This is a genomic window from Massilia sp. CT11-137, assembly GCF_047302885.1.
In the GTDB taxonomy this organism is placed as follows: Bacteria; Pseudomonadota; Gammaproteobacteria; order Burkholderiales; family Burkholderiaceae_D; genus Telluria; species Telluria orientalis.
Genome location: NZ_JBKYMP010000002.1, coordinates 3,144,048 through 3,170,750 on the forward strand (window position 1 = coordinate 3,144,048; position 26,703 = coordinate 3,170,750).

Annotated in this window: 24 protein-coding genes; 10 read left to right on the top strand and 14 right to left on the bottom strand. The window is 65.0% G+C overall.

What is annotated here, in order from left to right:
• Positions 1-218: 218 nt before the first annotated feature.
• Together galA and ACEN98_RS30855 are read right to left on the bottom strand one after the other, a co-directional pair.
• On the bottom strand, positions 219-2,633 hold the full coding sequence (gene galA, locus ACEN98_RS30850; RefSeq protein ID WP_413389116.1) for a beta-galactosidase GalA: 2,415 nt from the start codon (positions 2,631-2,633) through the stop codon (positions 219-221).
• Positions 2,634-2,743: 110 nt separating this feature from the next.
• Positions 2,744-4,135: a family 43 glycosylhydrolase gene (locus tag ACEN98_RS30855; RefSeq protein ID WP_413388603.1), complete on the bottom strand. Its 1,392-nt coding sequence runs from the start codon at positions 4,133-4,135 to the stop codon at positions 2,744-2,746.
• 261 nt (positions 4,136-4,396) lie between these two features.
• Between ACEN98_RS30855 and ACEN98_RS30860 the strand changes: the two genes are divergently transcribed.
• Positions 4,397-5,419: a LacI family DNA-binding transcriptional regulator gene (locus ACEN98_RS30860; RefSeq protein ID WP_413388605.1), complete on the top strand. Its 1,023-nt coding sequence runs from the start codon at positions 4,397-4,399 to the stop codon at positions 5,417-5,419.
• 16 nt (positions 5,420-5,435) lie between these two features.
• On the opposite strand, the gene ACEN98_RS30865 is transcribed toward ACEN98_RS30860, so the two are convergent.
• From ACEN98_RS30865 to ACEN98_RS30875, 3 genes are all read right to left on the bottom strand, one after another.
• Complete coding sequence (locus ACEN98_RS30865; RefSeq protein ID WP_413388606.1) at positions 5,436-8,060, bottom strand: TonB-dependent receptor; 2,625 nt, start codon at positions 8,058-8,060, stop codon at positions 5,436-5,438.
• A 302-nt stretch (positions 8,061-8,362) separates the two neighbouring features.
• On the bottom strand, positions 8,363-9,448 hold the full coding sequence (locus ACEN98_RS30870; protein ID WP_413388607.1) for an arabinan endo-1,5-alpha-L-arabinosidase: 1,086 nt from the start codon (positions 9,446-9,448) through the stop codon (positions 8,363-8,365).
• A 109-nt stretch (positions 9,449-9,557) separates the two neighbouring features.
• Positions 9,558-9,731, bottom strand: a complete 174-nt coding sequence (locus ACEN98_RS30875) for a hypothetical protein (protein WP_413388608.1) — start codon at positions 9,729-9,731, stop codon at positions 9,558-9,560.
• A gap of 250 nt (positions 9,732-9,981) precedes the next feature.
• Here ACEN98_RS30875 and ACEN98_RS30880 point away from each other — a divergent pair, with 250 nt between their 5' ends.
• Positions 9,982-11,487, top strand: coding sequence for a hypothetical protein (locus ACEN98_RS30880; RefSeq protein ID WP_413388609.1), 1,506 nt, complete (start codon positions 9,982-9,984; stop codon positions 11,485-11,487).
• Here the strand turns inward: ACEN98_RS30880 and ACEN98_RS30885 are convergent, their stop codons facing one another.
• From ACEN98_RS30885 to ACEN98_RS30895, 3 genes are all read right to left on the bottom strand, one after another.
• Positions 11,488-11,802: a hypothetical protein gene (locus ACEN98_RS30885; RefSeq protein ID WP_413388610.1), complete on the bottom strand. Its 315-nt coding sequence runs from the start codon at positions 11,800-11,802 to the stop codon at positions 11,488-11,490.
• A 42-nt stretch (positions 11,803-11,844) separates the two neighbouring features.
• Positions 11,845-13,008 (bottom strand): tyrosine-type recombinase/integrase, encoded by a 1,164-nt coding sequence (locus ACEN98_RS30890; protein WP_413388611.1) that lies wholly within the window; start codon positions 13,006-13,008, stop codon positions 11,845-11,847.
• A 73-nt stretch (positions 13,009-13,081) separates the two neighbouring features.
• Positions 13,082-13,642 carry a TetR/AcrR family transcriptional regulator gene (locus ACEN98_RS30895; protein WP_413388612.1) on the bottom strand — a complete coding sequence of 187 codons (561 nt, stop codon included), beginning with the start codon at positions 13,640-13,642 and terminating at the stop codon, positions 13,082-13,084.
• A gap of 119 nt (positions 13,643-13,761) precedes the next feature.
• On the opposite strand from ACEN98_RS30895, the gene ACEN98_RS30900 reads away from it, so the two are divergent.
• The 3 genes from ACEN98_RS30900 (at position 13,762) to ACEN98_RS30910 (ending at position 15,346) form a co-directional block, all read left to right on the top strand.
• Positions 13,762-14,562: an SDR family NAD(P)-dependent oxidoreductase gene (locus ACEN98_RS30900; protein WP_413388613.1), complete on the top strand. Its 801-nt coding sequence runs from the start codon at positions 13,762-13,764 to the stop codon at positions 14,560-14,562.
• Positions 14,563-14,632: 70 nt separating this feature from the next.
• Positions 14,633-14,911 carry a hypothetical protein gene (locus ACEN98_RS30905; RefSeq protein WP_036229288.1) on the top strand — a complete coding sequence of 93 codons (279 nt, stop codon included), beginning with the start codon at positions 14,633-14,635 and terminating at the stop codon, positions 14,909-14,911.
• A gap of 87 nt (positions 14,912-14,998) precedes the next feature.
• Entirely contained in the window at positions 14,999-15,346 is a 348-nt protein-coding gene (locus ACEN98_RS30910) for a hypothetical protein (RefSeq protein ID WP_413388614.1), read from the top strand.
• A gap of 4 nt (positions 15,347-15,350) precedes the next feature.
• Here the strand turns inward: ACEN98_RS30910 and ACEN98_RS30915 are convergent, their stop codons facing one another.
• From ACEN98_RS30915 to ACEN98_RS30930, 4 genes are all read right to left on the bottom strand, one after another.
• Positions 15,351-15,686: a four-helix bundle copper-binding protein gene (locus ACEN98_RS30915; protein WP_413388615.1), complete on the bottom strand. Its 336-nt coding sequence runs from the start codon at positions 15,684-15,686 to the stop codon at positions 15,351-15,353.
• A gap of 32 nt (positions 15,687-15,718) precedes the next feature.
• The gene (locus ACEN98_RS30920; RefSeq protein WP_413388616.1) at positions 15,719-17,008 is read right to left on the bottom strand and encodes an amidohydrolase family protein; all 1,290 of its coding nucleotides are present in this window, start codon (positions 17,006-17,008) and stop codon (positions 15,719-15,721) included.
• On the bottom strand, positions 17,005-17,589 hold the full coding sequence (pnuC, locus tag ACEN98_RS30925; protein WP_413389117.1) for a nicotinamide riboside transporter PnuC: 585 nt from the start codon (positions 17,587-17,589) through the stop codon (positions 17,005-17,007). Before pnuC ends, ACEN98_RS30920 begins: the two co-directional genes overlap by 4 nt.
• A 93-nt stretch (positions 17,590-17,682) precedes the next feature.
• Complete coding sequence (locus tag ACEN98_RS30930; protein ID WP_413388618.1) at positions 17,683-18,180, bottom strand: pyridoxamine 5'-phosphate oxidase family protein; 498 nt, start codon at positions 18,178-18,180, stop codon at positions 17,683-17,685.
• 161 nt (positions 18,181-18,341) lie between these two features.
• Between ACEN98_RS30930 and ACEN98_RS30935 the strand changes: the two genes are divergently transcribed.
• The 5 genes from ACEN98_RS30935 (at position 18,342) to ACEN98_RS30955 (ending at position 24,150) form a co-directional block, all read left to right on the top strand.
• Positions 18,342-19,529: a glycosyltransferase gene (locus ACEN98_RS30935; protein ID WP_413388620.1), complete on the top strand. Its 1,188-nt coding sequence runs from the start codon at positions 18,342-18,344 to the stop codon at positions 19,527-19,529.
• A gap of 30 nt (positions 19,530-19,559) precedes the next feature.
• Positions 19,560-21,233 (top strand): L-aspartate oxidase, encoded by a 1,674-nt coding sequence (gene nadB / locus ACEN98_RS30940; protein ID WP_413389118.1) that lies wholly within the window; start codon positions 19,560-19,562, stop codon positions 21,231-21,233.
• A gap of 9 nt (positions 21,234-21,242) precedes the next feature.
• Positions 21,243-22,151, top strand: coding sequence for a DMT family transporter (locus ACEN98_RS30945; protein ID WP_413388622.1), 909 nt, complete (start codon positions 21,243-21,245; stop codon positions 22,149-22,151).
• Between the two features lie 68 nt (positions 22,152-22,219).
• A complete protein-coding gene (locus tag ACEN98_RS30950; RefSeq protein WP_413388623.1) occupies positions 22,220-23,122 on the top strand; it encodes an NAD-dependent protein deacetylase in 903 nt (300 codons plus the stop codon).
• On the top strand, positions 23,119-24,150 hold the full coding sequence (locus tag ACEN98_RS30955; RefSeq protein WP_413388624.1) for an alpha/beta fold hydrolase: 1,032 nt from the start codon (positions 23,119-23,121) through the stop codon (positions 24,148-24,150). Before ACEN98_RS30950 ends, ACEN98_RS30955 begins: the two co-directional genes overlap by 4 nt.
• 430 nt (positions 24,151-24,580) lie before the next feature.
• On the opposite strand, the gene nadC is transcribed toward ACEN98_RS30955, so the two are convergent.
• Together nadC and nadA are read right to left on the bottom strand one after the other, a co-directional pair.
• Positions 24,581-25,456 (bottom strand): carboxylating nicotinate-nucleotide diphosphorylase, encoded by an 876-nt coding sequence (gene nadC / locus ACEN98_RS30960; RefSeq protein WP_413388625.1) that lies wholly within the window; start codon positions 25,454-25,456, stop codon positions 24,581-24,583.
• Positions 25,453-26,595, bottom strand: a complete 1,143-nt coding sequence (nadA, locus tag ACEN98_RS30965; RefSeq protein ID WP_413388626.1) for a quinolinate synthase NadA — start codon at positions 26,593-26,595, stop codon at positions 25,453-25,455. Before nadA ends, nadC begins: the two co-directional genes overlap by 4 nt.
• Positions 26,596-26,703: the final 108 nt, after the last annotated feature.

A 26,703-nucleotide genomic window follows, 5' to 3' on the forward strand; every position in this document is an offset into this window, starting at 1 on the left:
TGCGAAGGCGCCCGGAATCTTTCAGAGCGGCGTCGGATCAGAGCCCACCTGATGTTACTTCTATAACCACATCCGCAAAGCCGGTCGACGGGCCGCAACGATTCCGCAAACGCCAAGCTCGACCAGTTGGGGCACTACCGTGTAGTACGGCCAGTACGGCATTGGCAACACGGCACGGCGGGTGTCGGCCTACTGAGCGCAGGCGGGCCGCAGCGGCGCTACGGCTTGTCGTCCACCGGCGGGATCGCCGCAGGCACGTACGCTACCGGCGCGACGGCCTTCACCGGGATCGTCAGGTGCGCGGCCCGCAGTCCGGGCGCGCTGGCATCGACTTCGATCGAACCACTGCTGTTCCAGTTGCTCTGCACGAGCAACTGGGCCAGGCCGTTGAACAGCTTACGCGTGCTGCCTTTCTCGTCCTCGTGCGAATTCGGGTCGCCATTGCCATGTCCAATCGACCGGCCCGCGCCGGCGATGGTAAACCGCACCTCGTCCTGCGCGAGCGGCACCGCCCTGCCCTCCGCATCGAGTGCACGGACCGTGATCGGCATCGCATCCCGTCCATCGCCATCGAGGGCGGTCCGATCCGGCACCAATTCCAGCGCGACGGCCGGGCCGGTGGTCTCGACGCGCGCGCGTGCCACTTCCTTGCCGCCCGTATAGGCAATCGCCTCCAGCGCGCCCGGCGCATAAGCGACCTTGAAGTCGTTCATCCGGTAATGGTCGACCTTCTGCTCGCCGATTTCCCGACCGTTCAGAAGCAGCTTGACGCGTTCGGCATTGGACATCACCCTGACCAGGATCTCCTGCCCCTCCTTGCCGGCCCAGTTCCAGTGCGGCGCGATGTAGACCAGCGGCCGGTCCTTGATCCACTGCACCTGGTGCATGTAGTAGGCGACCTTTGGAAAACCGTTCAGGTCCATGATGCCGAAGAACGAGCTGACCGATGGCCAGGACGCGTACGGCCACGATTCGCCGTGATAATCGAAGCCGGTCCAGACAAAGCCACCGGCGACGAAATCGCGCGTGTCGATTGCTTGCCAGGCGTCGCGGTGCGTATTGCCCCAGGCCGGCGCCTGGGTGTCGTAGCTGGTCTCGATATGACGCGCCTTGTCGGTCGCGAATTCACCGCGCGTCATGAACGCCGACGTATCTTCGGAACTCGTGAACGGCTTGTTGGGATGGGCTGCATGGAATTTGTCGTACTCGGGGATCTGGTAGTTGGCGCCGACCACGTCGACCGCATGCGACACGTTCAGTGGCGTCAGCAGACCGTTGCTCATGGCCGCAGTGGTCGGCCGCGTCCCGTCGAGTGCCTTGGCGACGGCCACCATGCGGCGCGCCATTTCGTAACCGGCCTCGGTGGCCTGCACCGGCTCCTCGTTGAACACCGACCACAGGATGATCGACGGATGATGGCGGTCGCGCTTGAGCATCCACTCGAACTGCTTCATGTAATCCGGCGACGGATTGAAATTGCGGTTCTCGGCCATGACCAGGAATCCCATGCGGTCCGCCATGTCCAGCACTTCGGAGGCGATCGCATTGTGCGAGAAGCGGATCGCGTTCACCCCGAGTTCTTTCAAGCGGCGCAGACGGAATGCCCAGATCGCGGTCGGCACGGCGACGCCCACGCCGGCATGGTCCTGATGAAGGCAAACGCCTTGCAGCTTGACGTGCTCGCCGTTGAGGAAGAAGCCTTTTGCTGGGTCGAAGCGCAGCGTGCGAAAGCCGGTATCCAGCGTCAGCCGGTCCACCACCTTGCCGTCGCGCCGCACGGTCGTCGTCACGTGATACAGCGTGGTCTTGTCGAGCGACCACAGCGCCGGCCGGCGTATCGTCATCGGCAGCGACGCCGTCACCTGGGTCAGCACCGGCACTGCGATCGACGTGCTGCGGCGCGCCACCTGCTTGCCGTCCGGCCCAGTGACCACCATTTCCACTTCGACCCGCGCGTCCCGCTTGCCGTCGTTATCGAGCGTGACCGCGGCCGGGATTTCCCACGTCCCGGCGGCGGCCTCGCGCGGCGTCACGCGCACGCCATCGGGCACCACGTGCACGGCATCGGTCTTGACCAGCCAGGTGTGCCGGTACATGCCGGCCCCCTCGTACCACCAGCCTTCCATCGCGTTCGCATCGACGCGGACCGCGACGACATTGGCGTGCTGGTCGCCATAATGCAGGTACGGCGTAATGTCGATGCGCACCTCGTTATAGCCCGACCAGTTATGGTTGACGAGGTTGCCGTTCACCCATACCGTGGCATGCGTCGCGATCGCGCCGAATTCGAGTTCGACGTGCCGGCCACGATCGCTTTCGGGCAGGGCGATATAGCGCCGGTACCAGGCGATGCCGCGCGGGCGAAATCCCTGGGCCATATTCGCTTTCGGGTCGAATGGCTGTTCGACCTGCCAGTCGTGCGGCAGGTCGAGCTTGCGCCAGGCGCTGTCGTCGAATTTCACGGCTGCCGCACCCGACGCCAGGCCGGCCTTGGTGGCGTAATAGGTTTCATCCTGCGTCGCGGGCACGTGGAAAGGTACATCCCCAAGATGAAACAGCCAACCGCGATCGAGCGACAGCCGTTCGCGTCCGGCGTCGGCGTGCGCCGGCATGACGAGCAGCGCGCCGAGCACTGTGAACAAAACATGGCGAACCAAAATCCGCCAACCAGGAAAAGCAGACTTGTGCAGCTTCATTGCGTCGTTCCTATGCGAGTAAAAAATCTGTGTATCGAATCAGGGCATCAATACACGTAAGGCCAGCCATCCGCCGTAAAACCGATGCGGTTGACGCCCAGCGTCGGATTGCCATTGTTATTGGCATCGTAGTAGTGGTACACCATCAGGGGGCCGTCGCTGTCGGTCATCAGGCTCTGGCCGCCGGGTCCCTTGATGTTGCCGTGCGCGCTCAGGACGATCGTGCCCCCGCCGTTCAGCAAATTGACACCGCCGCGGTCCAGGTAGGGGCCGGTCACCGAGCTCGAACGGCCAACGATGATGCGATAAGTGCTGTTCGCACCGCTGCAGCAGTTATTGATGGACGCGAAGAGGTAGTAATACCCGTTGTAATAGTAGAGATACGAACCCTCCAGTCCCTTCGGACGCTGGGCCAGGTGGTAATTCGTCGTATTGGCCGTCGATTGCTTGCCGGTGGCCGGGTCCAGCTTGATCAGGTAAATGCCGTTCCACCACGATCCGTAGGACATCCACCAGCCGCCCGCCTGGTCCTGGATGATGCTCGGGTCGATGGCGTTGTAGGGCGTCGATGCGCTCGACGTGACCACGGTCCCCAGGTCCGTCCACGTCGTGCTGTTCGGCGTGGACGCACTGGCGACGCCGATGGCCGAGGTCTGCGCCCCGTAGCTGGATGCGGAATAGTATTGGTAGTACGTGTTGTTCATCCGCGCCACATTCGGCGCCCACAGCGTGCCACCCTTGGTATAGGTGCCGGTCCACGCAGGTATCGGCGCCAGCGCACTGCCGGCATTCGTGAAATTGATCCGGTCGCTCGAGGACGCCAGCGTATTGTTGGTGCCGTACAGCCAATAGGTCCCGCCGCCGTCGCGCAGCATGAACGGATCGTGCACGCCCGTCCCGTTGCCGCTCACGGCGCCCGGCGCCGGATACGGATCGGTGCCGGTGCTCACCAGCTGCCATTCCTGGCACAGGCAACCGGACGCGCTCCATTGGTCGATGATGGCGCTCGTCGACGTGTTCGCCTGGTAGACGTCGAGGTACAAGCCGCTATTGACGTTCTTGATCAGATAATTGCCATCGGACGCCTGGGTGACCGTCCACAAGTGATCCGCCGTGCCGTTATCGGCCCATTGGACGATTTGCGCGCCGGCCGATTTCGATCCGCTCGACACACCCAGCAACTGGTGGGTCGCGAGGTTTTCGATGTTGTACTGGCCGCCGCCCATCGGAATGAAATGCCACAACTGCTCGCTGCCGCCGGTATCGCTCCATTGAATCACGTTGGTTCCCGCGGCCTGGCTGGCGCCGGGAATCGCGAGCATCAATCCGCTGTTGACGTTCTTGATCTTGAACTGCACGGCGTCGCTCACGGCCACCTGCGCGCGCGCCTGGGTCGCCAATGCAGTCAGTAATACCAGTCCCACTGCAAATCTTTTCATGAACATCCTCCTGTCAGTAAGTACGTCAACCACGCACGCCTTCCAACAAAAAAGTGGCAGCCGAGGCTGCCACAAAGGCCACGACGGCCAAGGAGACGAGTCGTGGTTGAACGGCCCGCGCCCTTGTGAATCAAGTGACACGGTATATATTTTCGCGACGTGCTTTAACGTTAAACCAATGTTCAATAATACTAGTTGAACGTAAAACTAATTTCAAGGAAAATCCCGACATCCATTCATGCAAGGCTTTCGAATCCACTCATGGCAACCATCAAGGAAGTAGCGGCCCATGCCGGCGTCACGCCGACCACCGTCACCAACGTTCTACGCGGACGCGGCAGGACGAGCGACGCGACCCGGCAGCGCGTGCTCGATGCGGTCGCGCATCTGGGCTATCGTCCCAACCTCGCGGCGCGTGCGCTCGTCGAGCGCAAGGCCCCCACCTTCGCCCTGGTACTTACCTGCATCACGAATCCCTTCTATTCTGAGCTCATGCTGTACGTGGACCAGGCCGCCCGCAAGCACCAGCGCTATCTCATCGTTTGCAACACCGACTACGAAGCAGAAAAGGAAACCCGCTTCCTCGACGAAGTGGCCGGCTCGCTGTCCGACGGCGTCATCGTCGCCAACAATCCGGGCCTGAACGTCGAGCATCTCAAGCAGATCGTCGCGCAGGGCACACCCGTCGTCGTCAACCTGTGGGAAGACCCGGACACGCATCCGGGACTGCCCTGCCTTGCCTTCGACGGCCGCGAGGCGGGACGGATGGCGGCCGGCCATCTGGTCGAACTCGGCCACAGCAAGATCGGCGCGATCATCGCCAGCCCGAAAGACGGCATCCACAACCTGCGCTACCTGGGCTTTCGCGACGTCATGCGCAAGGCCCGCCTGGCTTGCCCAGCTGCGGCGGTGCGGTTTTGCGCGGACACGTTCGAAGGCGGAAAAGCGGCGGCGCTCGACCTGCTGTCCGCCATGCCGGACCTGACGGCGGTCTTCGTCTCGAACGACCTCGCCGCACTGGGCGTCCTCGACGCCGCCGCTCAACTGGGCCGTCCGGTCCCCGCCGCAATTTCGGTGGTCAGCATCACCAACATCATGGTGTCGAGCCAGTCGCGCCCGGCGCTGACGACAGTCGCCATCCCCACTGCCGCGATGGCCGCGCGCGGCGTGGAATTGCTGATGGAAATCCAGGAGCGCAAATACGACGCGCCGCCGATGGAATGCATTCCCGGCCTGGAACTGATCGTCAGGGAATCGACGGCGGCGCCGCGACTGCGCGCCTGAAACATCGACCGTCCGATCAGTTCTTCCAGTTCAGCGCCAGCCCAAACGTACGGTCATAACGGCGGGTATCGCGTGGATACAGGCGCTGGTCGGTCCAGTAATCGACATACTGGAAGTTCAGCAGGTTGGTGGCAGTCAGGGTTACCGACAGGTTCGGCGTGAACTTGTAGCTCAGTGAACCATCCAGCGTGGACATCGGGGCGGCGATCAAATCGCGCGCCGGTGCGCTGCCCGAATTGCTCGGGTGATCGCCATAGACCTCCACGAATTTCGAACGCCAGTTATAGGCGAGGCGCGCCGATACGCCGGCCCTTTCATACAGCGCGACCAGGTTGTACGAATTCTTCGACATGCCGCTGAACGGCTTGCCCTGCAATCCCGGCACGATGGACGACGTCAGGCCGCCTTCCATATAACTGGCATTCGCCTCCATGCCGAAGCCGCCCAGCCAGCCCGGCAGCTTGTCGTAGAACTGGCGGTACGACATTTCCAGGCCTTGCAAATGGCCCTTGTCGGTATTGAACGGACGGCTGGTGTCGTACTTGAGGCCCTGGAACATTTCGGGCACCGATTTGTTGATGATGTAGCCGTCGAAGTTATGCCGGAACACCGTCGCGCTCAGCATGCCGGTCGGTGCGAAATACCATTCCAGCGCCGCATCCAGGTTCTGGCCGGTGAACGGCTTCAGGTTCGGATTGCCGCCGCTGGCCGTCGCCTGTACTGTCGTGCCGTTCGCCGCGACGTAGGCCGTACCGGGATTGAGCTGTGCAAAACTCGGACGCGTCAGGGTCTTCGCGTAGGCAAAGCGCGCAATCACGTCATGCGGCAGCCTGGCCTTGAAGTTCGCGCTCGGCAGCACGTCGGTGCCGCTCGCGCTGACCGGCGTCTCCACGTACTGGCCGTTGACCTGGCTCTTGCCGATCAGGTCGGAGTCGGTCCGCGTCACGCGCACCCCCAGCAGGCCGTCAACGGGAATGGAGCCGACATCGAAGCCGATCTTGCTCGACACGTACATCGACACATTCTTTTCGACGTCCTTGAAGAACGAACCCGGATCGAGTCCCTTGGCGGCCGGGTTGCCCGTCACCGCCTGCCGCACCGTCGCGGTATCGTCCAGCAAGTAGCTCGCGCATGGCGTGTACCAGTTCTGCGTGCCGTAATCGCGCGACAGCGTCGGCGTGTTGCAGGTCATGCCAGGCAACGTCGATGCCTTGACGTTATTCGGCGCAGAGGCGCTGCCCTCGAACGACTTGATCGACTCCGCGGTGCGGCGGTTGGCGCGCACGCCGGCCAGGAATTCCTTGAACAAGCCGTCGGACGCCGGGGTAAAGGTGGCGTCCGAGCGGAAGTCGGTCGAACTCCCCTTGTCGTTGCCGTAACGGTCGAACAGCTGCAACAGGTTGATATTGGCCGCATTGCCGATATCGAAGCCGCTGTATTTCACATACGCGCCGCCGTCGACATTGGTCTTGCCGTACGCGTTCGGCACGGTGGTGATCACGTCCAGGATCGGATTGCGCCAGACGTATTTCGAGTCGGTATGCGCCAGTTCTGAGGTCAGGCGCAAGCCGGGCGTGACCCGCCACTTCGCACCAAGGGCGATCTGGGATGTCTTGTTGTCCGCGTTGCGCGCCTGCGTCGACAGGATCGTGTTGGCGTTCTGCGAAGTCACCGTATCGACTTCCTTGGTGCCGGGTATCATGGTGGCGCTGCTGCTGCTGGCCCAGAACGGAAAGCCCACCAGCAGGTCGGTCTGGTCGTTGCCCTGGAAATGGGAAGCCAGGCCTTCGGCGTAGACTTCCAGGTCGGCGCTGGGTTTGTACTGCGCGGCGAAATTGGCGGCCGTGCGTTTGCGTTTGCCGTAAATCGCCTGCAGGCCCAGCACGTCTGGACCGGTCGCGCCGGCCCCGAGCCAATCCTTCGAGATCGGGAACGACTGGAAGCTGCGCTCTTCCCAGTAATCGCTCTTCACGTACGACGCGCCGATCAGCGCGCCGAACTCGCCGGCACCCGTCTTCCAGCGGTTCGAGAACAGGGCGTTCGCTTCCGGGTTGGTACGGTGCGCCTTGTCCAGGTGGCGCGCGCCGGCGTTCACGCTGACCGTGGCGCCCTTGAAGTCGAACGGGCGATTGGTGCGCACGTCGATCACGCCGGCGATACCGCCTTCGAGCAATTCGGCGCTCTGCGATTTGTACACATCCACGCGCTGCAACATCGTCGATGGAATGTCCGCCAACTGGATATAGCGGCCGGTCGTCGTGAACATTTCACGGCCGTTGAGCAGCGTCGAAATCCCCGGCAGGCCGCGGATCAGCACAGAATTCGCTTCGCCGGCGTCGCGCCGTACCTGGATGCCAGTAACGCGCGCCAGCGTCTCGGCCACGTTCGTATCCGGGAATTTACCGATATCGTCCGCGACGATCGAATCGACGACGTTGTCGGCATCCTGCTTGATTTTCTGCGCCGTCTGCGCGGCCCGGCGCACGCCGGTGACCACCACGACGGTTTTCTGGTCCGCCTGCGGCGCATCGGCCGGGGCGGTTTCCTGCGCGCGAACCGGGACGCTGCTCAGGACGCCCGCTGACGCCAGCGCGGCCACCGTGAGCTTGAGCGCACATGGCGCCGTTGTGTTCTGTTTCATCCTATGTCTCCTCAAGATTTTTACTGTTATCGATGGAACCTGGACAATCACGTCGTTTGGTTTATCGTTAAACCAGACCGCGCAAAAAAAATGGACGATGCATGTCCGGTCGGAACGAATTTTAGTTTAACGTAAAACCAAAGCGCAAGAAAAATCGCGCCGACGTCCATGTACCGTGGTTTTTTTGGCACCGTCCTGTATGTTCCTGGGCCACGAACGCCCGTCTCCACGAATGAAGGCATGGCAGTGCGGCACACCCGCCATGTTGCGTAACTAGTCGAGCAATCCGTTTGCGATCTGACTTACTTGCCTGCGAAGACTTTCTGCTCGAACGGTTCCATCTGGAATTTGGTCTTGGTGGGGGTTACGGTCGGCCAGCCATCCGCGTCCATGTAAAGCGGCTTGATGTTGAGCACCGAGTTGTAATCGAAAGCCTTGGTGTAGGCGTGATAGACCAAGTAGGTGGTGTCGCCTTCCGAGTAGATGCCGTTATGGCCGCGACCGGGTTCGTTCTCGTCGCCTGCCAGCAGCAGCGAATACTTGTCGTCGACCCAACTGCCGCCATCCTTGGTCAGGTAGGGCCCGGTGATCGTCTTGGAGCGGCCCATCACGATCTGGTAGGTGCTGTTGGCGCCGCTGCAGCAGATGCCGCGCGAGGCAAAGATATAGTAATACTGCGGGTCCTTGATCAGGAAGACACCTTCGCCGAGCGACTTCGTGAGGACCGTTGGCGTGGGCGTTTCCGACAGCAGTTTCCCGGTTTTTCGATCGAGTTCGACCATCCGCAATCCAGCCTTGAAGGATCCGTAGAGCAGGTAGATCTTGCCGTCCTTGTCGATGAACACGTTCGGGTCGATGACGTTGACCCCTTCGCCGCCGTTCTTGTACGAAATGACCTGGCCCTGGTCTTCCCATTTATAGGCCGGATCAGTCGGATCGAGCGTAGTGTTGGTGGCGAGGCCAATGCTGGAATCGAAGTTCATCCAGGCCGATACGGCGTAGTACATCCAGTACTTTCCGTCGTGCCAGGAGATATCGGGTGCCCAGATCTGGGCGCCTTGCGGGATATCACGGCTCCACCAATCGAGCTTGAAGCCATTCGGGAAGACGGCGCCGGCACTCTTCCAGGTGACCATGTCCTTCGAGGTTTTGATGCCGGTGAAGGTGCCAAACACGTAGTAGGTGTCGCCGCCCTTGATCATGACTGGATCATGCACGCCAAGAGCACCTTTGAGCCCGCCGCTTTCAATGTAGGCCGGCAATGGTTTTCCCGCCACGACAGGGACGGCATCGGGCGTCGGCAAAGAAGCGGCGCCGCTTGCCCCGCCACCGCAAGCGGCGAGCAGCAGTAGGGAAAGCAAGCTGGTCGACAATCGGAGTTTGTTCACGGAATTTTTCGTCATCTGCGAGGATCTTTCTTTAAGCTGTAGGAAGGAAGAGCACGAAACCGGCGCTCGGTTGCCGGCGGCATGTTTAACGTTAAATCACTTTCTGAGTTTAACGCAAAACCGCGTTTAAGAAAATCCGCAGCGTTGCGATGCCGGCCCGCGCTTCCGTTGGCTGCCGGGCGTCGTCCGGCAAGTCCGCCACGTCGAAGCGCAACGTGGCGCGGTCGATGGCGTTGGACTGGGCTCCGCCAAGCGACGGCAATTGGCAGGTCGTCGTCTTCAAGCAATTCGTCGTGGACAGTCCAGTCATGGCAGGCGTGCGCGAAGCGGGCCGAATAGGAAAGTCATCCTTTTCAAACCTCAGTATTCTCCCGCTCCAGTAGGAAACTCCTTCCCCAAAGACGCGCTCTCTCGCCCTGACCCCTATCAACAACGCCGAGCCCGTTTGTCACGATAGTGGACGGCGCGGGAATGGCGCCTGCCCTCTGCCGGTTCCAATGCTGCAAGCTATTTCAATGGAAAGGAGTAATGTCGTGAAACATTCTGCTATCGAAATCGGGACTCAACTGGAGGCCGCGGCGCCGCAACTGAGGACTGTGGAGACCATGCTGCAAGACATGGAAAGCAATGTGGCGCCGAATGCGCGTGCGGTCGCCCAGGGAAAATCGAAGCCCTTCCTGCCGACGATGCCTGCGGCCGAGTATGAAGAACTTAAATCGAAACTGCGGGCACAGGACCGGATGGCCGACAAGCTGGTCGAGGCGGACATGGAAGCCGAAGCGGAAGCCGAAGCCGAAGCCCTCCCCCGCGCGCCCATCGTCCTCGTCGGTCCGAATTTCGCGGGTGCGACCGACGTCGACGGCCTGATGCCGCCGGACACGCATGGCGCGGTGGGTCTCGATCATTTCGTCGAGGTGACCAACTCCCACATCGATATCTTCCTGCGGACCAATCCCAGCCAGCGCACCAGCATTTCGCTGGCCGCCTTCTTCGGCTATAGCACACGCGTGCTGTTCGACCCGCGCGCCGTGTACGACAGCGTGTGGAACCGCTGGGTCGTCACGGCGGACGCGTTCCAGGAGTCGAGCACGCGCCAGCTCTTCTTCGTCGCGATCTCCACCACGTCGAATCCGCTTGGCGCGTATTTCATCTACGCGCTGAACGTGACCTTCAATGCGGGCGATTTCTGGGATTACCCGCAGCTCGGCTACGACCAGGACGCGGTCATCATCACGGCCAACGTCTTCACGTCGTCCGGCGGATTCCGGGGTGCGGACATGTTCGCGGTGGCGAAAGCGCGCCTGTATAACGGGCTCGGCTTCTCGGTTCCCGTCTTCACGGGCCTGCGCGCCACGCTCGCGCCGCCGATCGTGCTCGACCAGAATGCCCGCACGTACCTGGTCGCCGCATCGGGCGGCAGCAGTCTGAGCCTCTACACGCTCACCAATTCGAGCCGGCCGAACGCGATCCAGCTGACGGGACCGGTGAGCGTGGCGGTTCCCGCCTACACCGCGCCGCCCGACGCGCCGCAGCCGGGCACGGCGTCCAAGCTGGATACGCTCGACGGCCGCTTCGTCAATGCCAGCACGCAGACCGGCGACTTCCTGTGGCAGGTTCATACCGTCAACCTGGTGGGCTATGCGGCGCCCAAGTTCTACCAGATCAATACGGCCACCAGTGCGCTCGTGCAGAGCGCGTTCTTCTTCGGGACGTCGACGTCGTTCGACTTCAACGCGTCGATCGCCGCCAATAGCGCGAACGACATCTACGTGACCTGGACGATGACCGACCCGCCACGCGGTACCAACGCCCAGGTGCGGTTCTCGGGCTTCGACCACAACAACGGCACCACGTATTCGCTGAGCCCGGGCATCGCGGCGTTCACGAGTCCGACGTTCTTCACGGGCGGCCGCTGGGGCGATTATTCCGCAGTGACGGTGGATCCGCGCAACACGCGGCGCGCGTGGCTGGTCAACGAGGATGTCCTGACCAACCACGACTGGGGCAGCCGGATCGTCGGCATCGGCTTCGCGTCGTGATCAGCGGATGCCGCTGTCGTAAATGATGCGTACCGGCGTGAACTGGTCCTTTCCCACCGTGACCGTTTGCGCCGGCGCCTGCGGATAGATGGCCTCGGATTCGGGGTGCAGGACGTACGTGCCGGGTTCGAGGATGATGTGGAACCGGCCGCCGGAATCGCTGCGGACCTCCGCCACGCGGCGCCCTGCCCCATCCGCCACGGCGATCAGCGCCTGGTACGGGCGCTGGTTGACCATGCCCGGCCATTCGACCGGGCTCACCGGGCGCAGGATCACCTCGCCGTCGATACCGCTGGTAGCGTGAGCTGGAAGCACCATGCATCCAGTATAGTCGCGAACACGCGCAGCGTAAGGCGCTTACAGGATGCCGCGGCCGTTCACGGAAGCGATGATCTCGTCGTAGCGTTCGTTGTCGGTCTTGTGCAGATAAGCCGCCGTCGTCGCGATGTTCGCGTGGCCCGCCGTGTCCTGCAGCGTCTTCAGTTGCACGCCGTTGTTCGCATGGTTCGTCAGCATGCTGTGGCGCAGCCAGTGCGCGGATGCCTGGCGCAGCGTGGCGGCCGTGTCGGCGTCGCCGCGCCCGTCCGCCACGCCTGCCGCGTCGGCGAAGATCGCCTTGATGGCTTCCGAGGCCGCTTCGTCCGTGATGCGCGCGAGCTCGCGGCTGCGGCTGGACAGGACGAGCGGCGTGCGGTCGGTCCGGCCCGTCTGCGGGAACAGGCCGAACGCCTGGCGGTAGGTTCGAAACGCGTCCAGCATGTCCGGCGGCACCGGCAGGCGGCGCGGCTTGTTGCCCTTGCCGAGGACGTCGATCCACCAGCGGCCATTCCCTTCCGTGTAGATCGAGCCCATCGACGCACCCACGATCTCGTTCAGGCGCGCACCCGTATGCGCGAAGGCGACGAGCAGGAAGCGGTCGCGGGCGCGGCGCTTGAGCGCGGCCGGCGTGTCGGCAGCACGGCGTGCGACGGTCTCCAGCGCCAGCGCGATCGCGCCCTGCGTCAGGTAGCGCGTAATGCGGCTCGCGGACGGCGCCCGGACGTTGCGCACGAGCGCGCCCGGGTTGCGGCGCAGATAGCCCGTCTGCTCGGCAAAACCCAGCAGGCCCTTCACGGCGATCATCGCCTGTCTCCGGCTCGCGTCGGACAGCGGTCCCGTGAACGGCCGGTAGCGCGCATCGGTGCGCGGCCATTTCGTCGTGCAGACCCACTCGGGCGGCGGGTTCTTGAGGAATTCCTTGTACGCGTTCAGGTCGGCGACGTTCAGTTGGGCCAGCGTCTTTTTCGCTTCCTCGCGGCACCAGGTCAGGAAGCGGAACAATTCCTTCTGGGTGTTCTGGATGGATTTCGCGCTCAGTTCGCCGTGGGCGATGAATTCGCGCGCCAGTTCGATGTCCGTGGTCGCTTCCGTGATCGCGTCCTCGGCCTGGCGGTACATCTTGACGTGCAGGCGACCGCTCGCGCCGGTCGTGATCGCTTCCGGTATCGTTGGACCAAGGTCGATGGGCGTGAAGTTCGGCATGGCGGCGCTGGCATAACTGTGTTTTTATACAGTATAACAGCTCGGCCGCCGGCGGCCCAGCGCCGGCGTTGATTTAGTCCAGAAGTCGCTGCCGCGTCGCGGCCAGGATCTCGTCGCCCAGCGCCGGATCGTCGACCGCCCGCGCGAGCGTCACCGCGCCCACCATCGCGGCCAGCGCCAACATGGCGGCGGCCCGCGCGTCCGCCTCGGCGCGGCGCTTGCCGGGCAGCGCGCGCATCAGGCGGTCGATGGCGCCCTTCACGTGGGCCGTGAACGGGCCGCGGGTGGCCGGCTCCTTCGCGCTGTCGGCCGCGAGCGCCGTCATCAGGCAGCCCGCGCCGGCGCCGTCGACGTGGCGTCGGCTCAGGTACAGGTCGAGGTAGGCCGCGATGCCCTGCTCCGCCAGGATGCGGTCGAAATCGGCCTGCGTCCGCGACGACAGGTCGGCCAGCGCCTCGGCCATCAGCGCTTCCTTGGACGCGAAGTGGTTGTAGAACGGTCCGTGCGTAAGGCCGGTCGCCTTCATGATCTCGCCGACGCTGACGCCCGCGAAGCCGCGTTCGCGGAACAGCCGGCCCGCCTCCTCGAGGATGCGGCGGTGCTTGGCGGCGGTTTCTTCCGGTGGATAGCGCATGTCTATCGCCTCCATATAAATTGTGAGGTTGACTTCAAACATTATATCCATCATGCTTCGTCCATTCAAACATGACGTACATCATGTTTGCTTTCAACCCCACCATCGAGGAGCACATCATGAGCAAAGCACAGCAAGGCACGGCCATCGTCACCGGCGCATCCGCAGGCCTGGGCAGGATTTACGCGGACCGCCTGGCGCGGCGTGGCTACGACCTCGTCATCGTCGCCCGCCGCGGCGACAAGCTGGCCGCACTGGCCGAGACGCTGACCACGGAATATGGCGTGCAGGTCCGTCCCTTCGTTGCCGACCTGAGCCGCAGCGACGACGTGGAGCGCCTGGCCGACCTGATCCGTGACGATGCCAGCATCACCATGCTCGTGAATAATGCGGGCGTGTCGGTGTCCGGCGCGACGACGACCTTGAATCCGGCCGATGTCGCCTGGCAGCAGGCGATCAACGTGGACGCGGTCAACCGACTGAGTCTTGCCGCCCTGCCGCAATTCCTGGCGCGCAACCGCGGTACGCTCGTGAACATCGCCTCGATCCTCGGGTTCGGCTTCCTGCCGACGAGCACCTTCTACAGCGCCGGCAAGGGCCATGTCGCGAACCTGACGCGCGCCCTCCAGAACGAGGTGCAAGGCACGAACGTCCGTGTGCAACTGGTGGCGCCGTCCGTGACTGCCACCGAGATCTGGGAAGAAGACCGCCTGAATGCGATGGACCCGCGCATCGTGATGACGGCCGAGGATTGCGTGGACGCGGCCCTGGCCGGCCTCGACCTGGGCGAACAGGTGACCTTCCCGTCCGTCGAGGATGCGCAACTGTGGAAAAATTTCGAGGAAGCCGCCGCCAGACTGATGCAGGGCGCGATGAGCGGCAAGCCGGCCTCGCGCTACCTGACCGCCGCGCACGCTTGAACCGCGTTTGCAGCCCGCCCGCGCCTACGGGACAATGACCGTGACGACCAGCACACCGAAAGGAGCATGCATGAGCATCACGGTAAAGAACACGACGCCCGACACGACCCGCGTCACCCTGTTCGGCGAATTGCGCGACGGCAGCTTCGACGCGAAGATCATGGCCGAGACCGACGTACCCTACACGCGCTGCTGGGAAGATGAGGTCGAGCAGCGCATCGTCTACATCCAGCCCGATCCCGACCAGCTGAAGGCGATCCTGGCCGCGCTCAACGAGCGCCGGCTGACGATCGAACAATTGCAGGAGTTCGGCAGCGTGGGCGGCGGCACGTCCGAGATTCCGGTCTGATCCTACACGCGCGCGCCTTGCCTGCCGACAGACGGGCGGCGCGCGCGCGGCGACAATCGCTCATCAATTGACACTTCAGGAGGCGACATGAACGCGAAATCGACGACGATCGGTGTCGGCAACCCGACCAGCGGCGAAGAAGGCAGCACGCTGACCCACGAGACGATGGCCGAGACGGGCGGCAGCGGCACCCAGCCGCGTCCGGAAGAGGAAGCGCCGCTGGCGCGCGGCACCAGCCAGTCCGGCGAGGCCGGCAACCGCCAGGGCCAGCCGGACGAGCCGGCGGAAGGCGAAGGCACGGCCGCGACAGCCATCAACCGCGGCTACCAGGACACGCGCAGCCGCCAGGCCAGCCCCGGTTCGACGGGTCTCGGCGCGCCGGAAACGGGCGGCAACCAGAGCGAAGACGACCTGGCGCCGCCCCGCCGCGACTGACCGCTCAGGCGGCGCCGGCCATGCGCCGGCACGCCTCCGCGCAGGCGCGGCACGCCTGCGCACACGCCTGGCAATGGTCCATCGGATGTTTGCCGCACTCGTCGCCGCAGGCCGTGCACACGTCGGCGCACAGGCGGCACAGGTCGCGGGCAAAATCGCCGCCCCGCGCCATGAAGGCGGCGGCCGTGCGGCAGATCTGGGCGCAGTCCATGTCCAGTGCGATGCAGCGCGCCATCATCTTGACGTCGTCTTCCTTCAGACATGCCGTCGAACAGTTGTCGCAGGCGGCGGCACACACATAGCAGGCGTCGATACAAGCTTTAAAATTGTCGTTAGACATCACTTCTCCCGTCGGTCGTGGATAGGTGACGTCTATTTTCGCGCAGCGCTCCGGATGACGGCGCCGCCCTTCATGACGAAGTCCACGCGCGTCAGCGCGGCCGGATCCGCCAGCGGATCCCCGCTGACCGCCACGATGTCCGCATACTTGCCCGGCGTGATCGACCCCACGCGATCCTTCCAGCCCAGCAGGTCGGCGCCATTGATTGTCGCGGCCTGGAGCGCCTGCATGGGCGTCATGCCGTACTTGACCATGTAAAAGAACTGGCGGGCATTGTCGCCGTGCGGATAGACGCCGGCGTCGGTGCCGAACGCCATCTTGTCGCCGGCCTTGAACGCCTTGCGGAAGTTATCGCGCTGCAGTTGCCCGACCATGCGCTCCTTCTCCAGCGACTCCGGCAGCATCCCGGCCCTGGCGCCTTCCTGCAGGATGAAGTCGTCGTTATAGATGTCCATCACGAGATACGTCCCCTTTTCACGCGCGAGGCGGATGCCCTCGTCGTCGATCAGGCTCGCATGCTCGACCGAGTCGACGCCGGCCAGGATCGCGTCGCGGATGCTGCTCGCGCCATGCGCATGCGCGGCCACGCGGCGGCCCAGTTTATGGGCTTCCTCGACGATCGCCTTCATCTCTTCCAGCGTCAGTTGCTGGGCGCCCGCCTCGTCGCCTTTCGACAGCACGCCGCCGGACGCGCAGATCTTGATGGTGTCGGCGCCGAACTTCGCCATCTCGCGCACCTTGGCGCGTGCCGCCCACGGACCGTCGGCCACGCCGTTCTCCGTGAAATGGAAATCGTGCGGCAACAGGTTGTTGTCGCAGTGGCCGCCCTGGATGCCGATGGCGTAGCCGGCCACGCGCATGCGCGGACCGGGCAGCTCGCCGTCGTTGATGGCGTCGCGCAGCGCCACGTCGCCGAAGCCGCTCGCGCCCACGTTGCGCACCGTCGTGAAGCCGGCTTCCAGCGTGCGCCGCGCCGCGTACGCGCCGTACATGGCGGCGCGGATGTCGGACACGCCCAGTGACCGGTAGCCGTGCAGGTTCGGGTCGCCGGTCAGGTGCACGTGGGCATCGATCAGGCCCGGGAGCACGGTCTCGCGCGACAAATCGATCACCTGGGCGCCCGCCGGCACGGTCGTGTTCGCGCTGGGACCGACGGCCGTGATGCGTTCGCCGCTGACGAGGATGGTCTGGTCCCGCAGTACCTTGCCGCCGACGACGTCGACCAGTTGGCCGGCGCGGATGGCGACGACCTGGTCGGCGGCGGTGGCCGACAACGTGAACGTAAGGATGGCCAGTGCGGCCGCGAGCGGTGTCTTGTTCATGGGGTTGGGCTCTCGGATAAAAGAGGTTGCGCGGCCAGTCGGTACCAGCTGCGCCAGGAAACGATGGCATTGATCCAGAAGCCGCCGTACAGCACGGCCGTCAGGACGAGGTCGCGGCTCAGGTAGAGCGGTGCGGCGATGGAGTTCACCAGCAGCCAGAACGCCCAGTTCTCGACGCGGCGCTGCATCATGAGCACCTGGCCGATGACGGAAAAGACGAGGACGGCGGAATCGAGGAAAGGCGCGTATGCGCTGGTCGTGAAGTGCAGCAACGCCCCGTAGGCGGCCGTGGCGGCGATGCCCACCGGCACGGTCCACAAGAGGCTGGCAGCGCCGGCGTGCGTGATCGGCAGCGGGTCGCCATGGTCGCCGCGCACCCATTTCCACCAGCCGACGACGCTGGTGGCGACGAAGAACGCCTGCAGGGCGACGTCGGCATACAGGCGGTTCTGGGCGAACAGCGCGCCGAACAGCGTGCAGCCGACGATGCCCGTCCACCACGTGTGGACGTTGTTGCGTCCGGCCAGCAGGATGGACACCGCGACAAATCCGTTCGCCGCCAGTTCGAGCGGCGCGATCATCGCGTCCGGCCCTGCCCGTCCCTGTCCATGCACGCTCCTTCAAAGAAGCGTGTACTGTACGCCAGCCACTCCGATTATTGCAAGAGAGGAATGTTATAGCTTCAGTGTGCGGTGTTCGGCATCCATGTCCGGTCGCGTTCCCGTCACGGCGGCTTTTGCGATGGCAAACAGGCGCACCATCTTGCTGTCGTTCGAATCCCAGTATTCGACGGAGTGCGGCTCGACGCGGATCAGCACGGCGTGCTCGTCGTCCGGACCGGCCGGGAACCACGCCTGCACGCCCGCGTTCCACATCGCGCGGATGCGTTCGCGGTCGACGACGCGCTCGGCCAGGCCGCTGACCGACACGAACAGGCTGTCTTCCGGCTTCGCGAACGACAGGTTCACTTGCGGCCGGTGCGCGATGCAATCCCACAGCGCGGTCTGCGTGGACGTGAAGAACCAGACGCCGCCCGCGTCGTCGACCTCTTCCTGTGTCATCGGCTGGCTCAGCAGGTGGCCGTGTTCGTCCTGCCACGTGAACATGGGAAAGCGGACTTCCTTGATCCTCGATTTCAGGTCGGCGATGTCTTTGCTGTCGTGTGTGCTCATGGTGATTCCTTGTACGGATGGAGCCCCATCGTAGCGTGCGCCCACCTGTGGTTCGGTGCGGCGGCGAACCTTTGAGGCCGGTCAACAGTGCCCGCAAGCAGAAAAAATGCCACGTTGCAGCGCAATATAATCTGCCATCTCGTCTCATTTTCGGGTGATGCATGGGTTCCCTCTTCGAGCCGGACGAGCGGCCGCGTCTCGTCGTCCACGTGGTCGACGCGCTCGATGCCGCCCTCACCGGGACCAGCCTGCTGAACCTGATCCGCCTCCTGCCGCCCGAGCGCTATCGCCACGCCATCGTCTGCATGCACGACCGCTTCGGCCATCACGCCGACGTTCGCGAGCACGGCGTCGAGGTCGTCAACCTGCACAAGCGGTCCGGGTCCGATCCCCTGCACTACGTGCGCATGTACGGCGTCTTGCGCGCGCTGCGGCCCGACCTCATCCACACCCGTGACGGCGCCGGGCTGCCCGCCCAGGTGGTCGCGGCGCTGGCCGGGGTCAAGCTGCGCGTGCATGCGGAACACGGACGCGGCGCGGCGGATGCCGGACGGGGCCTCGGTACCCGCCTGCTGCGCCGGCTGCTGTGTCCGCTTGTCGACCACTACATCGCGGCCAGCAGCGACCTCGAGGAATGGCTCGTCGAATCCGTGGGCGCGGAACCGGCGCGCGTGTCGCAGATCGCGAGCGGCGTCGACAGCGTGCAATTCCATCCGCGGCTGGGGCCGTCCGCCGCCGTCGGCCCGCCCGGGTTCATGCACGACGGGGCATTCGTCGTCGGGAGCGTCGGCCGCATGGATGCCGACGGCAACCACACGACCCTCGTCGAGGCGTTCCTGCGCCTGATCGCGTCGCCGCATCCGGCGCATCAGCGGTTGAAGCTGCTGCTCGTCGGCGATGGGCCCGAGCGCGCCGAATGCCAAGCGCTGCTGCACCGGGCCGGCGCGGCGGCGCGTGCCTGGCTGCCGGGCGCCCGCGCCGACGTGGCGCAGCTGCTGCGGGCGATGGACCTGTTCGTGCTGCCGGCGCGCGCGGAGGACCGGTCGGGCGCGATCCTGCAGGCGATGGCGACGGGGTTGCCGGTCGTCGCGGCGGCCGTCGGCGGCAATACGGAGCTCGTCCACCCGGGCTTTACGGGCATCCTCGTGCCGCCGAAGTCGACGGAATTGCTGGCGGCGGCGATCGCCGACTACTGCAGGATCCCGGACATGGCGGCCCGCCACGGCGCCCGCGCGCGCAGCCAGGTGATCGCGCGCCACAGCATGCCGGCGATGGCCCGCGATGTCCTCGCCGTCTACGATGCCCTCACGGGCGGCGAGGCGCCGGGGAGCGTCCGCGGCGGATGCTGAACAGCGCCATCTTCCACATGCCCGCGCCAAATCGTCTATAGTGATGCCTCTTTACAAAAGCAAAACCAAGAGAGTGCGATGAAATTTGACGTAGCCATCGTCGGCAGCGGCCTCGCCGGCCTGTCGGTTGCCCTTCATCTGGCGCAAACCCGCAAGGTCGCCATCATCTCCAAGCGCGAGCTCCTCGACGGTGCCAGCAACTGGGCGCAGGGCGGCATCGCCGCCGTGCTGGACTCGGGCGACAGCCACGACCAGCATATCGCCGACACCCTCGTCGCCGGCGCCGGCCTGTGCGACGAAGCGGCCACCCGCTACATCGTCGAGCACGGGCGCGAGGCGATCGAATGGCTGATCGAGCAAGGCGTGCCGTTTACCCGCGACGAGACCGCGGAACTCGGCTTCCACCTGACCCGCGAGGGCGGCCACAGCCAGCGCCGCATCATCCACGCCGCGGACGCCACCGGCCACGCCGTGCAGGTGACGCTGGAACAGAAAGTGCGCGCGCACCCGAACATCACCCTGTTCGAGCATCACTGCGCGATCGACGTGATCACGTCCGATAAACTGCAGCCGGACGGCGTGCATGCCGGGCCGGCCCTCGTCGGCCAGCCGCGCTGCCACGGCCTGTACGTGCAGGACGAACAGAGCGGCAGGGTGCAGACGTTCGAGGCGGAGCACACCGTGCTCGCCACCGGAGGCGCCGGCAAGGTCTACCTGTACACGACGAACCCCGACACCGCGACGGGCGACGGCATCGCGATGGCCTGGCGCGCCGGCTGCCGCGTGTCGAACATGGAGTTCATCCAGTTCCACCCGACCTGCCTGTACCATCCGTTCGCGAAATCGTTCCTGATCACGGAAGCCGTGCGCGGCGAAGGCGGATTGCTGAAACTGCCGCCCGAGGCGGGACCCGCGGCCGGCACGCGCTTCATGCCCGCGCACGACGACCGCGGGGAACTGGCGCCGCGCGACGTCGTCGCCCGCGCCATCGACTTCGAGATGAAGAAGCGCGGCATCGACTACGTCCACCTGGACATCACGCACAAGAGCCCGGAATTCATCAAGGAACACTTCCCGACGATTTACGCGCGCTGCCTGGAGCTGGGCATCGACATCACGAAGGAACCGATTCCCGTCGTGCCGGCCGTCCACTTCACGTGCGGCGGCGTCGTGACCGATTTGTCCGGCCGCACCGACATCCCGGGCCTGTACGCCGTCGGCGAGACTGCCTACACGGGCCTGCACGGCGCCAACCGCCTGGCCAGCAACTCGCTGCTGGAATGCCTCGTCGTCGGCCGCGCGTGCGCCCACCAGATCGCCGCGGCGCCGCCCGTCGACGTGCCCGCGCTGCCCGCGTGGGACGAAAGCCGCGTCACCAATGCGGACGAGGAAGTGGTCATCGCCCACAACTGGGACGAGCTGCGCCGCTTCATGTGGAACTACGTCGGCATCGTGCGCACGACCAAGCGCCTGGAACGGGCACAGCACCGCATCAAGCTGTTGAAGGAAGAGATCGACGAGTACTACCGCAACTTCCGCGTCACCAACGACCTGCTGGAGCTGCGCAACCTCGTCGAGGTGGCGCACCTGATCGTGCGCAGCGCGCTGTCGCGCCACGAAAGCCGCGGCCTGCATTTCTCGCGCGACTATCCGGACACGCTGCCGAAGGCATTGCCCAGCGTGCTGACGCCGCGCCGCCGCTAATTCGGGTAGATGAATCAGAAGCTTACGCCGTCGACCGTCCTGCTGCTGACCGTCCCGCCCCTGCTGTGGGCGGGTAACGCCATCGTGGGACGGCTCGTGCGCGCGGCCGTGCCGCCGATGACGCTGAACCTGCTGCGTTGGGTCATCGCGCTGGCCGTCCTGCTGCCGCTCGGGTGGGGGACGTTGCGCCAGGCCGGCGTGCTGGACGCGATTCGCACCCGTTGGCGCCGCTATGCGCTGCTGGGGCTGCTGGGCATCGGCATGTACAACTCCCTGCAGTATCTCGCGCTGCAAAGCTCCACGCCCATCAACGTCACCCTCGTCGCCTCGGGCATGCCCGTCTGGATGATGCTCGTCGGTCGTCTGTTCTATGGCGTCGCGGTGCGCACGCGCCAGGTGATCGGCGCGTTGCTGTCGATCGCCGGCGTGCTCGTCGTACTGTGCCGCGGCGACGTCGGCCAGCTGCTTGCGCTGCGCCTCGTCGCGGGCGACCTGTACATGATCCTCGCGACCATCGCGTGGTCGTTCTACAGCTGGATGCTGCTGCAGCCGCAGGACGAGCCCGCCTTGCGCGCCGACTGGGCCGCGTTCCTCGGCGCGCAGGTGGCGTTCGGGCTGTTGTGGTCGGCCGGTTTTGCCGGCGTCGAGTGGTCGCTGGGCGCGGCAGCCATCGCGTGGAGCTGGCCCGTCGTGGCGGCCCTGCTGTTCGTCGCCGTGTGCCCGGCCGTGCTCGCGTTCGCCATGTGGGGCGCGGGCATCCGCCGTGCGGGGCCGGGCATCGGGGCCTTCTTCGTCAACCTGACGCCGTTGTTCACGGCGCTGCTGTCGTCCGCCTTCCTGGGCGAGCTGCCCCATGCCTACCACGTGCTCGCGTTCCTGCTGATCGTCGGCGGGATCGTCGTGTCCGCCAAACGTTGAAGCAGCCGTAACGTGTTTCTGTGCGGGCATCGGAGATGTTACGATCCCGGCGGAAGGAGCACATCAAGATGGCTGAAGCATTCACCGCCCACGACCACGCGGCGCGGATCGCCGCATTCCTCGACCGCCACCCGCGCGCGCTCGTACTGACGGGCGCGGGGTTGTCGACGGCATCCGGCATTCCCGATTACCGCGACCGCGACGGCACCCGCCGCGGCAAACCCCCGATCCACGGCCCGGATTTCCGCAAATCCGAGGCCGTGCAGCGGCGCTATTGGGCGCGCAGCATGATCGGCTGGCCCGTGCTCGCGCAGGCCCGGCCGAATCGCGGCCATGTCGCGATCGCGGGGCTGGAGCGGGTCGGCAGGATCGGTTCCGTGCTGACGCAGAACGTCGATGGCCTGCACGGCCAGGCCGGATCGCACGGCGTGCTGGAATTGCACGGCAATATTCATACGGTCGTGTGCCTCGAATGCACGGCGATCTTCCCGCGCGCCTTCGTGCAGGGCCAACTGGAGGATTTCAATCCGCACATGGCGGGTGCGAACGCGACGCCGCTGCCCGATGGCGATGCGTCCGTCGAACCGACGGAACTCGCCAGCTTCAGGCTGCCGTACTGCACGTGCTGCGGCGGGACCTTGATGCCCAACGTGGTCTTCTTCGGCGATAACGTCCCGCCGGCACGCACGGCCATCGCTCTGGAACAGATGGAACGGGCGGACGCGCTGCTGGTCGTCGGCTCGTCGCTGATGGTCTATTCCGGCTTCCGGTTCTGCCGCATGGCGCAGGCCGCCGGCAAGCCGATCGCCGCCATCAACCTCGGCCGCACGCGCGCCGACGACCTCCTCGACATCAAGATCGAAGAATCGGCCGAGCGGGTGCTCCCGCTCGCGCTGGACATGCTCATCAAAGGTTCGGAGCAGACGGAGCGAGACACGCCATCCATACCACTCGACGGGGGAATACTGTGACGAAAACGTTAAGCAGCACTGGTGTCAAACCCTGGCAGGCCGGCGCATTGCTGGCCGGTCTCGGCCTCGCGGCCTCTTATTTCTATGTGCGTTCGAAAACGAAACAGGCGGAGGCGGAGAATCCGCCGCAGGGCCGCTTCGTCAAGGTCGACGGCGTACGCCTGCATTACGTGGAACGGGGCAGCGGCCCCGCGCTGGTCCTGCTGCACGGGAACGGCGTGCTGGCCAACGATTTCCAGACGAGCGGCCTGATGGACAAGGCGGCGGAGCACTACCGCGTGATCGCGTTCGACCGCCCCGGCTTCGGCTACAGCGAGCGGCCGCGCAGCAAGGTGTGGACGCCGCAAGCCCAGGCGCGGTTGCTCCATCACGCGCTGCAGGAGATCGGCGTCGATTCGGCCATCGTGCTGGGCCACTCGTGGGGCACGCTGGTTGCGTTGTCGATGGCGCTGGAAGTGCCGGACTTCGTGCGCGGCCTCGTGCTGCTGTCGGGCTACTACTACCCGAGCCTGCGCGCGGACGTGCCGCTGCTGTCCGGCCCCGCGATCCCGGTCGTGGGCGATTTGATGCGGTACACGATCTCGCCGCTCGTCACGCGCATGCTGTGGCGTCCGCTGACGAAGCGCGTGTTCTCGCCGCAGCCGGTCGACGCCCGCTTCCGCGAACTGCCCGTGTGGATGCTGCTGCGTCCGAGCCAGCTGCGCGCCAGCGCGGCGGAGACGGCGCTGATGGTGCCGTCGGCCGTGGCGCTGGCCAGGCGTTATCCCGAGCTGAAGGTGCCCGTGGTGGTGGTGGCTGGCACCAAGGACAAGATCGTCGACTTCGGCCACAACTCGGAGCGGCTGGACGAGCGCCTGCCGGACAGCGAGCTGCAGTTGCAGCCCGGCGTCGGGCACATGACGCATTATGCGCATCCGGAGAAGGTGCTGGCCGCGGTCGACGAGATCGCGGGGCGCGTCGGCGAGTCCGTGTATCGGAGGAATCCGCAGGCGGAGGCGTTGGCGAGGGCCAGTGAGAGCGGGACGTAAAGCGAAGAGCGGAACGTAAAAAAACACCGTCGCTCCCGCGCAGGCGGGAGCCCAAGCTTGCGTGGTCAGTCACAAAAAATTGGGTTCCCGCCTCCGCGGGAACGACGTTTTGGGACTCTCACCTAACAGGCGAGGGCCAGCGAGAGCGGGACGTAGAACGAAGAGCGGAACGTAAAAAACACCGTCGCTCCCGCGCAGGCGGGAGCCCAAGCTTGCGTGGTCAGTCACAAAAAATTGGGTTCCCGCCTCCGCGGGAACGACGGTCTTGGGACTCTCACCTAATAGACGAGGGCCAGCGAGAGCGGGACGTAGAACGAAGAGCGGAACGTAAAAAACACCGTCGCTCCCGCGCAGGCGGGAGCCCAAGCTTGCGTGATCAGGCACAAAAAATTGGGTTCCCGCCTCCGCGGGAACGACGGTCTTGGGACTCTCAGCCAATAATGCGCAGCGAGTAGTCCGTCGCCTTGACGTCCTTGGTCAGGCCGCCGATCGAAATCCGGTCGACCCCGGTCTCGGCGATCGCACGTACGGTCTGCATATTGATGCCGCCGGACGCTTCCAGCAACGCCCGTCCCTCGTTGATGCGCACCGCTTCGCGCATCATGTCCAGGTCAAAATTGTCGAGGAGGACCGACGTTGCGCCAGCCGCAAGCGCTTCTTCCAGTTCGGCGATCGACTCCACCTCGATCTGGATCGACACACCCGCGTTCAGCGCGGTCGCCGCCTGCAGCGCCGGCGTGATGCCGCCCGCGGCCGCGATGTGGTTTTCCTTGATCAGGATGCCATCGTATAGCGCCATGCGCTGGTTCGCGCCGCCGCCCACGCGCACGGCGTACTTCTGCGCCTGGCGCAGCCCCGGCAGCGTCTTGCGCGTGTCGAGGATCTGCGCCCTGGTGCCGGCGATGACGTCGACATAGGTGCGCGTGGCCGACGCGACGCCGGACAGCAGTTGCAGGAAGTTCAGCGCCGAGCGCTCCGCCGTCAGCAGCGAGCGCGGCGAGCCCTCGATCGTGCAGACGACGCTGTCGGCCGCCATCACGTCGCCCTCGGCATATTTCCAGTCGATCTCGATGTCCTGGTCGACGGCGAGCATGACGCCTTCGAACCACGGCGCGCCGCACAGGACGGCCTGCTCGCGCACGATCACGCGCGCCTTCGCGCGGGGCGCTTCCGGCACGAGCTTGCCGGTCAGGTCGCCGCTGCCGACGTCTTCCAGCAGCGCGGCCAGCAGGTTCTGTTCGAATGCGGCCTGCAGCTTGTCGTCGAACTGGCCTTCGTCGGCGTAAGGGTTGCGGAGATTGCTCATGCGGGACCGATTCCTTTGAAGAGGTTGGCTTCCTGCTCCAGCGCGCCGGTCGGCAGCGCCTTCGCCTTCTTGGCGGCGGCGAAGTCGAGCATGCGGTCGATGGCGCGCTTGGCCTGCTTGCCGATTTCCGGATCGACGAAGATCTCGTTTTTACTGTCAGAGGCTTGCAGCACGTCGGCCAGGTTCTGCAGGCCGTTCATCGCCATCCACGGGCAGTGCGCGCAGCTCTTGCAGGTGGCGCTGTTGCCCGCCGTCGGGGCTTCGATCAGGGTCTTGCCCGGCGCGGCCATGCGCATCTTGTGCAGGATGCCGTTGTCGGTGGCGACGATGAAGTGCGTCGCATCCATCGTCTGCGCCGCGTTGATCAGCTGGGTGGTCGAGCCGACGACGTCCGCCTGGGCGACGACGTTGGCCGGCGATTCCGGGTGCACGAGGACTTTCGCGTGCGGGTACTCCGCGCGCAGCAGGTCCAGTTCGATGCCCTTGAACTCGTCGTGCACGAGGCAGGAACCCTGCCACAGCAGCATGTCGGCACCCGTCTGCTTCTGGATATACGAGCCCAGGTGGCGGTCCGGCGCCCACAGGATCTTCTTGCCCTGGTCGTGCAGGTGCTTGACGATGTCCAGGCCGATCGACGAGGTCACCATCCAGTCCGCGCGCGCCTTCACGGCGGCGGACGTGTTCGCGTAGACGACGACCGTGCGGTCCGGATGCTGGTCGCAGAACGCGGCGAACTCGTCGGCCGGGCAGCCCAGGTCCAGCGAGCAGGTCGCGTCCAGGTCCGGCATCAGGATCGTCTTTTCCGGGCTCAGGATCTTCGCCGTCTCGCCCATGAAGCGCACGCCCGCCACGACGAGCGTCCTGGCGGGATGATCGCGGCCGAAGCGCGCCATTTCCAGCGAGTCCGACACGCACCCGCCCGTTTCCTCGGCGAGGTCTTGCAGGTCGGCATCGACGTAGTAGTGCGCTACGAGGACGGCTTCGCGCTCTTTCAGCAGGCGGCGGATGCGGTCCTTCAGCGCGGTCTTTTGTTCGACTTCGAGCGGCGACGGGGTACGGGCCCAGGCCTCGGCGGTGGAACACGCGCCGCCGACCGGCCGGTCGTATTCAAAGATTTTAACGGGGGCAATGGTATTCATATACAAATTGTACTCTCCGAAACGAAGGCGGGCACGGGGTGCCCACCCTACGGCACGCGCCACGTAGGGTGGGCACCCCGTGCCCACCGTTCATGCGCGAATCATGTT

Excerpts from the sequence above, each read along its gene's own strand:
- ACEN98_RS30945 (WP_413388622.1), top strand. The coding sequence starts at position 21,243 with ATGAATCAGAAGCTTACGCCGTCGACCGTCCTGCTGCTGACCGTCCCG.
- ACEN98_RS30915 (WP_413388615.1), bottom strand. The coding sequence starts at position 15,686 with ATGTCTAACGACAATTTTAAAGCTTGTATCGACGCCTGCTATGTGTGT.
- nadA (WP_413388626.1), bottom strand. The coding sequence starts at position 26,595 with ATGAATACCATTGCCCCCGTTAAAATCTTTGAATACGACCGGCCGGTC.
- nadC (WP_413388625.1), bottom strand. The coding sequence starts at position 25,456 with ATGAGCAATCTCCGCAACCCTTACGCCGACGAAGGCCAGTTCGACGAC.
- pnuC (WP_413389117.1), bottom strand. The coding sequence starts at position 17,589 with ATGATCGCGCCGCTCGAACTGGCGGCGAACGGATTTGTCGCGGTGTCC.
- ACEN98_RS30855 (WP_413388603.1), bottom strand. The coding sequence starts at position 4,135 with ATGAAAAGATTTGCAGTGGGACTGGTATTACTGACTGCATTGGCGACC.
- ACEN98_RS30935 (WP_413388620.1), top strand. The coding sequence starts at position 18,342 with ATGGGTTCCCTCTTCGAGCCGGACGAGCGGCCGCGTCTCGTCGTCCAC.
- ACEN98_RS30910 (WP_413388614.1), top strand. The coding sequence starts at position 14,999 with ATGAACGCGAAATCGACGACGATCGGTGTCGGCAACCCGACCAGCGGC.
- ACEN98_RS30895 (WP_413388612.1), bottom strand. The coding sequence starts at position 13,642 with ATGCGCTATCCACCGGAAGAAACCGCCGCCAAGCACCGCCGCATCCTC.
- ACEN98_RS30860 (WP_413388605.1), top strand. The coding sequence starts at position 4,397 with ATGGCAACCATCAAGGAAGTAGCGGCCCATGCCGGCGTCACGCCGACC.
- ACEN98_RS30890 (WP_413388611.1), bottom strand. The coding sequence starts at position 13,008 with ATGCCGAACTTCACGCCCATCGACCTTGGTCCAACGATACCGGAAGCG.
- ACEN98_RS30950 (WP_413388623.1), top strand. The coding sequence starts at position 22,220 with ATGGCTGAAGCATTCACCGCCCACGACCACGCGGCGCGGATCGCCGCA.
- ACEN98_RS30930 (WP_413388618.1), bottom strand. The coding sequence starts at position 18,180 with ATGAGCACACACGACAGCAAAGACATCGCCGACCTGAAATCGAGGATC.
- ACEN98_RS30920 (WP_413388616.1), bottom strand. The coding sequence starts at position 17,008 with ATGAACAAGACACCGCTCGCGGCCGCACTGGCCATCCTTACGTTCACG.
- ACEN98_RS30900 (WP_413388613.1), top strand. The coding sequence starts at position 13,762 with ATGAGCAAAGCACAGCAAGGCACGGCCATCGTCACCGGCGCATCCGCA.
- ACEN98_RS30865 (WP_413388606.1), bottom strand. The coding sequence starts at position 8,060 with ATGAAACAGAACACAACGGCGCCATGTGCGCTCAAGCTCACGGTGGCC.
- ACEN98_RS30905 (WP_036229288.1), top strand. The coding sequence starts at position 14,633 with ATGAGCATCACGGTAAAGAACACGACGCCCGACACGACCCGCGTCACC.